1 protein-coding gene is annotated in these 9437 nt (G+C 71.8%); it reads right to left on the bottom strand.

What is annotated here, in order from left to right:
• On the bottom strand, nt 1–9437 hold a 9437-nt coding region (locus ACFVJX_RS35685), incomplete at both ends, for an amino acid adenylation domain-containing protein (RefSeq protein ID WP_385746726.1).

Genomic DNA, 9437 nt, shown 5'->3' on the forward strand with positions numbered 1-9437 from the left:
ACCACCATCGACTGACTGAACCCACCAACCGGACCACCCAACTCACGCAACCAACCCACAATCGGCGTCTCCGACACCAACCCCAAACCAGCCCCGACCTCCTCCACACCCACACCAGAAACACCAACAGCAACCGCCGCCAAAGCCTCCGGAGTACGCAACTGAAAAACCTCACGCGCCGAAAACACCAACCCAGCCCGACGCGCCCGACTCACCAACTGAATCGAAACAATACTGTCCCCACCCAACTCAAAGAAACTGTCACCAACCGAAACCGAATCCACACCCAACAACTCAGCGAAAATCCCACACAACACAACCTCATTAACCGTCTCCGGCCCACGCCCCCCAACCACCCCCACAAACCCAGGAACAGGCAGAGCCCTCCGGTCGAGCTTCCCGTTCACCGTCAACGGCAACGAATCCAGAACCACGAAGGCCGACGGCACCATGTAGTCCGGGAGCATCCGGGCCGCGTGCTCCCTGGCGGCGGTGCCCAGTTCGCCCGCGTCCGGCTCACCGGAGCGCGGGACGAGGTAGGCGACCAGCCGTTTGATGCCGGGGTGATCCTCCCGGACCACCACCGCGACCTGCGCGGCTTCCTCGTAGTCGGTCAGCACGGACTCGATCTCACCGAGCTCGATCCGGAAACCGCGGACCTTCACCTGGTCGTCCGTGCGGCCCAGGTACTCCAGCTCACCGTCACGGGTCCACCGCGCCAGGTCCCCGGTGCGGTACATCCGGGTACCCGCCGGACCGTACGGATCGGCGACGAACCGCTCCGCGGTCAGCGACGGCCGGCCCAGGTACCCGCGCGCCAGACCCGCACCCGCGACATACAGCTCACCCGCCACACCCGGCGCCACCGGACGCAGCTCGGCGTCCAGGACCTGGATGCGGCTGTTGCGGACCGGCCGGCCGATGAACGGCCGTGCCGTCGTTCCGGTCCGTGCGGTCACCGTGTCGACGGTGGTCTCGGTGGGGCCGTAGAGGTTGACGCCGGTGATGCCCGGCGTTCCGGCCAACTCCTGCCACAGGGCCGGGCTCACCGCCTCGCCGCCGAGGGCGAGGATGCGGGGCCGGGCCGCCGGGTCACGTACGAGCCCCTCCTCCATGAGCTGTTCCGCGTAGGACGGGGTGAGCTCCAGGAAGTCGATGCCCGCGTCGCGTACGTAGCCGATCAGCGCGGCCGGCTCACGGCGGGTGTCGTCGTCGATGAGGTGCAGCTCGTGGCCGGCCACCATCCACAGCAGCAGGTCGATCGAGGCGTCGAACGACACGGCGGCGGTGAGAGCCGCACGCATCGGACGGCGGCCCGCGTCGGCGGCCAGCTCCGCGTAGAGGTCGTCGAAGTGGTGGTGGAACAGGTTGTCCAGCGAGCGGTGTGCGACCACGACGCCCTTGGGGCGGCCGGTGGAACCCGAGGTGTGGATGACGTAGGCCGGGTGGTCGAGCCGCAGGGTGCCGGTCGGCGTGGGACGGCTGGTCACCGCACCGGGCTGCACCTCCAGCGCCTGTACGACCACGGGGGAGTCGATGTCGATGCGCATACCGCCGCAGTCCGCGGGGAGCGTGCCGAGGGCGTCCTGCGTGGTGAGCAGCGCCCGGGTGCCGACGTCCCGCAGCTGCCGCGCGATGCGGTCCGGGGGAAGCGCCGGATCGACCGGCACGTAGGCGGCACCGGCCTTCATGACGGCGATGACGGACACGATGAGGTCCGCCGTTCGCGGCAGGGCGACGGCGACGTACTGCTCCGGGCCGACCCCGTAGCGGATGAGCAGCTGCGCCAGCCTGTCGGCGCGGGCGTTGAGTTCCGCGTAGGTGACGCGGGTGCCGCCGGCGACGACTGCGGTGGCGTACGGGGTACGGGCCGTCTGCCGCTCGAAGAGGTCCGGCAGCGTCGAGGCGGGTTCCGTGTGCTCCGCCCCCTGCCAGTCCAGGAGCACGCGCCGGCGCTCCTCCTCGGTGAGGACGTCCGTCGAGAACAGGCGCCGGTCGGGGTCCGCGACGAGGTCGGCGGTCAGTCGCACCAGGCGGTCCACGAGTTCCCGGACCGTCTGCGGGTCGAACAGGTCGGTGGCGAACTCGACACGTCCGCCGATACCGGCGGGGCTGCCGTCCCCCGCGAACCGCTCCGCCAGCTGGAACGACAGGTCGAACTTGGCGCCGTCCACCGCGGTGCTGTGCGGCTCGATCCGCAAACCGTCCAGCTCCAGTACGGCCTCGGCGTTGTTCTGGAGGGACAGCATGACCTGGAACAGGGGGTGCCGGGCGAGGGAACGTTCCGGGTTGAGCAGCTCGACCAGCCGCTCGAAGGGCACGTCCTGGTTGGCGTAGGCCGCCAGGTCCGTCTCCCGCACCCGCTCCAGGAGCTCACGGAACGTCGGGTCACCCGACACGTCCGTGCGCAGCACCAGCGTGTTCACGAAGAAGCCGACCAGATCGTCCAGCGCCTCGTCCGTACGCCCAGCGACCGGCGAACCGATCGGAATGTCGGTGCCGGCGCCGAGCCGGCCGAGGAGCGCGGCGAGCGCTGCCTGCACCACCATGAAGACACTGGCCCGGCTCTCGCGGGCCAGCGCCGCCAGCGGGGCGTGCACCGCGGCCGGCATCTCCACCGCGACGGTGTCGCCGCGGTAGGTCATCTCCGCGGGTCGGGTCCGGTCGGCCGGCAGGGCCAGTTCCTCCGGGAGGTCCGCGAGGGCCTGCTGCCAGAACGCGGTCTGGCGTGCGAGGGAGCTGTCCGGGTCGTCCTCGTCGCCGAGCAGGTCACGCTGCCAGAGCGTGTAGTCGGCGTACTGGACGGGCAGCGGCTGCCACGTCGGCGCCGCGCCGGCGCTCCGCGCACGGTACGCCTCGCCCAGGTCACGGGCCAGGGGCGCCATGGACCAGCCGTCCCCCGCGATGTGGTGGACGACCAGGAGCAGGATGTGATCGGTCTCCGAGGCCCTGAACAGCCGCGCCCGCAGCGGAGGTTCGACGGCCAGGTCGAAGTCCTGGGCGGCGGCCTCGGCGAGTGCCCGCGGGTCGTGGTCGAGGACGGGCAACGCGGGGCGCGCCTGCTCGGGAGAGAGGATCAGCTGACGCGGACGCCCGTCGGTGTCGGGGAAGACGGTGCGCAGGCTCTCATGGCGGGTCACCACGTCACCGAGCGCCTCCTGGAAGGCCTGCGGGTCGAGGGTTCCGGTGAGCCGTACGGCCAGCGGCAGGTTGTAGGTGCCGTTGCGCTCCTCGAAACGGTTCAGGAACCACAGCCGCCGCTGAGCGGGTGAAAGCGGAACCGTCTCCGGACGCACCCGGGCCACCGGAGCGGGCCTGGCGGCCACGCTCTCACCGAGCTGCTCGGCGAGGGAGGCCACCGTCGGGCTCTCGAACAGTGCGCGTACGGGCAGTTCGGCGCCGAGGAGCGTCCGCACCCGGCTGACGAGCCGGGTGGCGAGCAGGGAGTGGCCACCCAGGTCGAAGAAGCTGTCGTCGATGGAGACCCGCTCCACGCCGAGGACTTCGGCGAACAGCGCGCAGAGCGTGTCCTCGCGGTCGTTGCGCGGACCGCGGCCTGCGCCGGCGGCAGACTCGAAGTCGGGCGCCGGCAGGGCACGCCTGTCCAGCTTGCCGTTCGGGTTGAGCGGCAGTGCGTCCAGGAACACGAAGGCAGACGGCACCATGTACTCGGGCAGGGCGACGGCCACATGGGCCCGCAGTCCGGCCGCGTCCACGGCGTTCTCCCCGGCCAGGACCGTGTAGGCGACGATCCGCTGATCGCCGGGCCGGTCCTCGCGGGCGACGACCGCGGTACGGGCGACGGCCCCGTGGCGGGCGAGCACGGACTCGATCTCACCGAGCTCGATCCGGAAACCGCGGACCTTCACCTGGTCGTCGGTGCGGCCCAGGTACTCGATCTCGCCTCCGGTGTTCCACCGCACCAGGTCACCCGTCCGGTACATCCGGCTGCCCGCCGGTCCGAACGGGTCGGCGACAAACCGCTCCGCCGTCAGCCCCGGCCGGTTCAGGTATCCCCTGGCCAGGCCGGTGCCCGCCAGATAGAGCTCTCCCGGCACACCCGGCGGCGTCGGGCGCAGCCCGGCGTCCAGCACGTGTACGCGGGTGTTGTGGAGCGGTCTCCCGATGGGCGGCGTGCGGTCGGTTCCGCTGTCGCTGTCGCTGTACCAGGCCGTGGCGTACACGGTGGCCTCGGTCGGCCCGTAGATGTTGGCGAGAGCGGATCCGGGTACGGCGGCCCGGATGGCGTTCGCCGTGTGGGCGGAGAGGCCCTCACCGGCGAGCACCACGAGACCCGCGCCGAACCGGACGGCTCCGCCCTGTCCGATGGCGTGCGCGAGGGCCGAGGGCACCGCGCTGATGAGGCTGTACGTCCGGTCCTCGGTGCCCTCCAGCAGGGCGAGCACGTCGCGGACGACCTCGATCCGCCCGCCACTGAGCAGCGGTCCGAACATCTCGAAGACGGAGACGTCGAAGTTGAGCGAGGTCGCCGCGAGTACGTCGGACAGCCGCTCGGCACCGATCTCGGAGACGGCCCAGGCCGCGAAGTCGGCGACGTTGCGGTGCGGGACGACCACGCCCTTGGGGCGGCCCGTCGAGCCGGACGTGTAGATCACGTACGCCGGGTTGTCCGGGGTGAGCGGCCGGGTCCGGTCCGCGTCGGCCGGGGCGGTGCCCGGGAGCACGGCCAGTTCGCTCAGGGTCTCCGGGTCGTCGAGCAGCAGCGCCTCCGTGCCGTCCGGGAGCGCCTCGGCGGCCTCCCTCGTGGTCAGCACCAGCGTGGGCCGGGCGTCGGAGAGCATGAAGGCGATGCGGTCGGCCGGGTAACCCGGGTCGACCGGCAGATAGGCGGCGCCGGACTTGAGCACCGCCATCAGCGCGACGATCATCTCGGCGGAGCGGGGCAGGGCGATCGCGACGAACCGCTCCGGTCCCGCGCCGCGCCGGATCAGCAGCCTGGCGAGGCGGTTGGCGCGCTCGTCGAGCTCCGCGTAGCCGATCTCGTGACCGGCGTGAGCGACGGCCGGATTGCCGGGGGTACGGGCCACCTGCGCCTGGAAGAGTTCGGGCAGCGTTGCGGGCGGAACGTGCCGGTAGGTGTCGTTCCACTCGGTGAGGACGCGGCGTCGCTCCGCCTGGGTGAGCACGTCGACGGAGCCGATGCGGGTGTCGGGCGCGGCGGTGACGGTGTCGAGCAGTCGGACCAGCCGCTCGCCGATGGCCGCGGCTGACGACGGGTCGAACAGGTCGGCGGAGAACTCCAGGACACCACTCAGCCCGGCGGGCCGGCCGTCATCGGTGACGTTCTCCTCCAGGGAGAACAACAGGTCGAACTTGGCGGCCTCCAGGCCGATCCGCAGCGCGTCGGTCCGCACGCCTTCGAGGTCGAGGGTGGCCTCCGCGTTGTTCTGGAAGGCCAGCATCACCTGGAACAGCGGGTGGCGGGCGAGCGATCGCACCGGGTTGAGGATCTCCACCAGCCGCTCGAACGGCACGTCCTGGTTGGCGTACGCCGCCAGGTCCGTCTCCCGTACCCGTTCGACGAGTTCACGGAAGGTCGGGTCGCCGGAGAGGTCCGTGCGCAGCACCAGCGTGTTCACGAAGAACCCGACGAGGTCGTTCAGCGCCTCGTCCGTACGGCCCGCGATCACCGCGCCGACCGGGATGTCCTCACCCGCTCCGAGACGGCCGAGCAGCGATGCCAGTGCCGCCTGGACCACCATGAAGACACTGGCCCGGTTCTCGCGGGCGACGGCGACGATCCGCTCGTGGACCTCGGCCGACAGCCGCAGCGGGATGCTCTCGCCGCGGTAGGTGGCCGCTGCCGGGCGCGGACGGTCCGTCGGCAGGGGAAGCTCCTCCGGCAGGTCGGCGAGGGCTCGGCGCCAGTGGTCCACCTGCCGGGCCAGCGGGCTCTCGGGGTCGGCCTCGTCACCGAGGACGTCCCGCTGCCACAGGGTGTAGTCCGCGTACTGGACGGGCAGCGGCTCCCAGCTGGGGGCGGCGCCGGCCCGCCGCGCGTCGTGGGCACGGCCCAGGTCACGGGCGAAGGGGGCCATGGACCAGCCGTCCCCGGCGATGTGGTGCACCACCAGGAGCAGGACGTGGTCGGTCTCGGACATGCGCAGCAGCCGTGCGCGCAGGGGCGGTTGGGTCATGAGGTCGAAGCCCTCCGCGGCGGCCTCGGCGAGGGCGGCGTCCAGTCCGTCCGCCGTGACGTCCACCGTCGGCAGTGCGGGGCGGGCCTCCTCGACCGGCAGCACGAGCTGGTGCGGACGCCCGTCGACCTCGGGGAAGACGGTGCGCAGGCTCTCGTGCCGGGCCACGACGTCACCCAGCGCGTCCCGGAGGGCGGCCGGGTCGACGTCCCCGGTGATGCGCAGGGCGAGCGGCAGGTTGTAGGTGGCGCCCGGCCCTTCGAAGCGGTTGAGGAACCACAGCCGGCGCTGGGCCGGCGACAGCGGGATCTCCGCCGGCCGTTCCCGTCTCGCCAGTGCGGTGCGCGCACCCCCGGCATCGGCGAGACGCCCGGCGAGCGAGGCCACGGTCGGCGCCTCGAACAGCGCGCGGACGGCGAGTTCGGCGCTGAAGACGGAGCGGATACGGCTGACCAGCCGGGTGGCCAGCAGCGAGTGTCCGCCCAGGTCGAAGAAGCTGTCGTCGACGGAGACCGCCGGCAGGCCGAGGACCTCGGCGAACAGCCCGGCGAGGATCTCCTCCTGAGCGTTGCGCGGGCCCCTGCCGGACGGCGTCGTACCCGGCCCCGGCGCGGGCAGCGCCTTGCGGTCGACCTTGCCGTTGGCGGTCAGCGGCAGGGTGTCGAGGGTGACGAACGCGGACGGCACCATGTACGCGGGCAGGGCGGCGGCCACGTGCTCCCGCAGCCCGGCGACGTCCGTGGTGAAGCCATCGGCCCCGACCGTGTAGGCGACGATCCGCTGGTCACCGGGACGGTCCTCACGGACGACGACCGATGCCTGCGCGACGTTGCCGTGGCGGGCGAGCACGGCCTCGATCTCACCGAGTTCGATCCGGAAACCGCGAACCTTCACCTGGTCGTCGGTACGGCCCAGGTACTCGACCTGGTCGTGGGAGTTCCAGCGGACCAGGTCGCCGGTGCGGTACATCCGCGAGCCCGCGGGACCGAAGGGATCGGCGACGAACCGTTCACCGGTCAGGCCGGGACGGCCGAGGTATCCGCGGGCGAGTCCGGTGCCGGCGATGTACAGCTCACCGGCGACCCCGGCGGACAAGGGGCGCAGGGCGGCGTCCAGGACGTACACCCGCATGCCGTCGAGCGGCCGTCCGATCGGGATGGATCCCGGCACCTCGGCCGCCGACTCGATGCGGTGGGTGGTGGCGAAGGTCGTGGTCTCGGTGGGTCCGTAGCCGTCGACGAGCACGACTCCGGGGCACGCCTCCAGCACGCGCCGCACGGCGGAGGCAGGAACGACGTCGCCGCCGGTCCACACCTGGCGGACGCGGTGGAGGCAGCCGGGGTCCTCCTCGGCGATCAGCCGGAACAGCCCGGCGGTGAGCCACAGAGCGGTGACTCCGCGCTGCTCGACGAGGCCGCGCAGCGTCACGGCGTCGAGGTCCCCGGGCGGGGCGACCACGACCTGCCCACCGCCGAGCAACGGAATCCACAGCTCGTAGGTGGAGGCGTCGAAGGCGGTCGGCGAGTGCATCAGCACCCGCTCGTGCCCGTCCACGAACCGGCCGCTGGACGCCAGAGCCGCGATGTCGCGGTGAGTGACGGCGACGCCCTTGGGCAGGCCGGTGGACCCGGAGGTGAACATGACGTACGCCAACCGGTCGGGGCTCACGGCGATGCCCGGGTCGTGCGAGGGTGCGCCGGCTGCGGCGAGTGCCGCCCCGGCTTCGATCACCGTGAGCCCGGACAGCGCGTCGGGAGCGTCCTCGGCCGAGTCCACGAGCACCACCGTGGCACCCGTCTCGGCGAGGATGTGACCGGTCCGGCTCTCCGGAGACCTGGGGTCGAGCGGCACGTACGCGCCACCCGCCTTCAGGACGGCCAGCAGCGCGGCCACCATGTCTGCCGAGCGTTCCATGTACAGCGCGACCCGGTCCTCCGGACCGACACCCGCGGCGAGGAGCCGGTGCGCCAGCCGGTTCGCCCGGGTATCGAGCTCGCTGTAGGACAGGGTGCCGGTATCCGCGACGACGGCCGCGGCCAGCGGTGACCAGGTGGCGAGTTCGCCGAAGAGCGCGGGCACCGCGCGGTCGTCGCGCTCCTCACCCGTGTTTCCGCGTCCGGTGGCGAGCAGCCGGTGGCGCTCGTCCGGGTCGAGGACGGAGATCCGGCCGATCGGCGTGTCGAGCAGCTCCCCGGCGTTCTCCAGTACCCGCGTCACGGAGGCCATCAGGGCCTTCGCGGTGCCGGCGTCGAACAGATCGGTGCGGAAGTCGAGCCGTAGTCCCAGCCGCTCGCCGGGAACGCAGGTGAGGATCAGCGGGTAGTGGGTGGCGTCGTGGCCCTCGATGCCGGTGATCGTGAGGCCGTGCCCGACCTCCAGTACGTCGGCGTCGAGCGGGTAGTTCTCGAACACCACCAGGGTGTCGAAGAGTTCACCGAGTCCGGCCGTCTGCTGAATGTCGGTGAGGCCGAGGTGGTGGTGGTCCATGAGGCCGGCCTGCTGGTCCTGGAGCCGGGCGAGCAGCGCGCCGAGGTGTTGGGCGGGGTCGAGGACGACCCGGACCGGGAGGGTGTTGATGAACAGGCCGACCATGGACTCGATGCCGGGGACCTGCGGCGGGCGGCCGGAGACCGTACCGCCGAACACGACGTCCGCACGGCCGGTGAGCTGGCCCAGCACCATGGCCCAGGCAGCCTGGAAGAGGGTGTTGAGGGTGACTCCACCGGTCCTGGCCAGCACGGTGAGCCGTTCGGTGAGCGCCGCCGGGAGCTCGGCCGTCACACGGTCGGGCGAGGCCGGGCTGCCGTCGCGGCCTCCGGGTGCGACCAGCGTCGGTCCGTCGAGTCCGTCGAGGGCCTGCCGCCAGGCGGCCTCCGCGGCTGTGCGGTCCTGGCCCGCCACCCACGTCAGGTAGTCCCTGTTGGGGGTCACCTGGGGCAGCCCGGTGGCCTCGCCGGCGCGGCCGTACAGCGCGAGCAGTTCCTTGACCAGAACGGGCATGGACCAGCCGTCGAGCAGGATGTGGTGGTTGGTGACGACCAGCCGGTGCTGTTCGTCAGCGGTCCTCAGCAGCGCGAAGCGCATCAGCGGAGGCCGGGAGGGATCGAAGCGTGTCGCCCGGTCCTCGCCCATCCAGCGGTGTACGGCCGCCTCTCGGCTCCCGGCCGGCTCGGCCCTGAAGTCCACTTCCTCCCAGGGGAGTTCGAAGTCCTGCGGGATGACCTGGACAGGTGTGTCGAGCCCTTCGTGACGGAACGCCGCACGCAGGTTCGGATGCCG

The sequence above is a fragment of the Streptomyces sp. NPDC127177 genome (assembly GCF_042672475.1).
GTDB lineage: Bacteria > Actinomycetota > Actinomycetes > Streptomycetales > Streptomycetaceae > Streptomyces.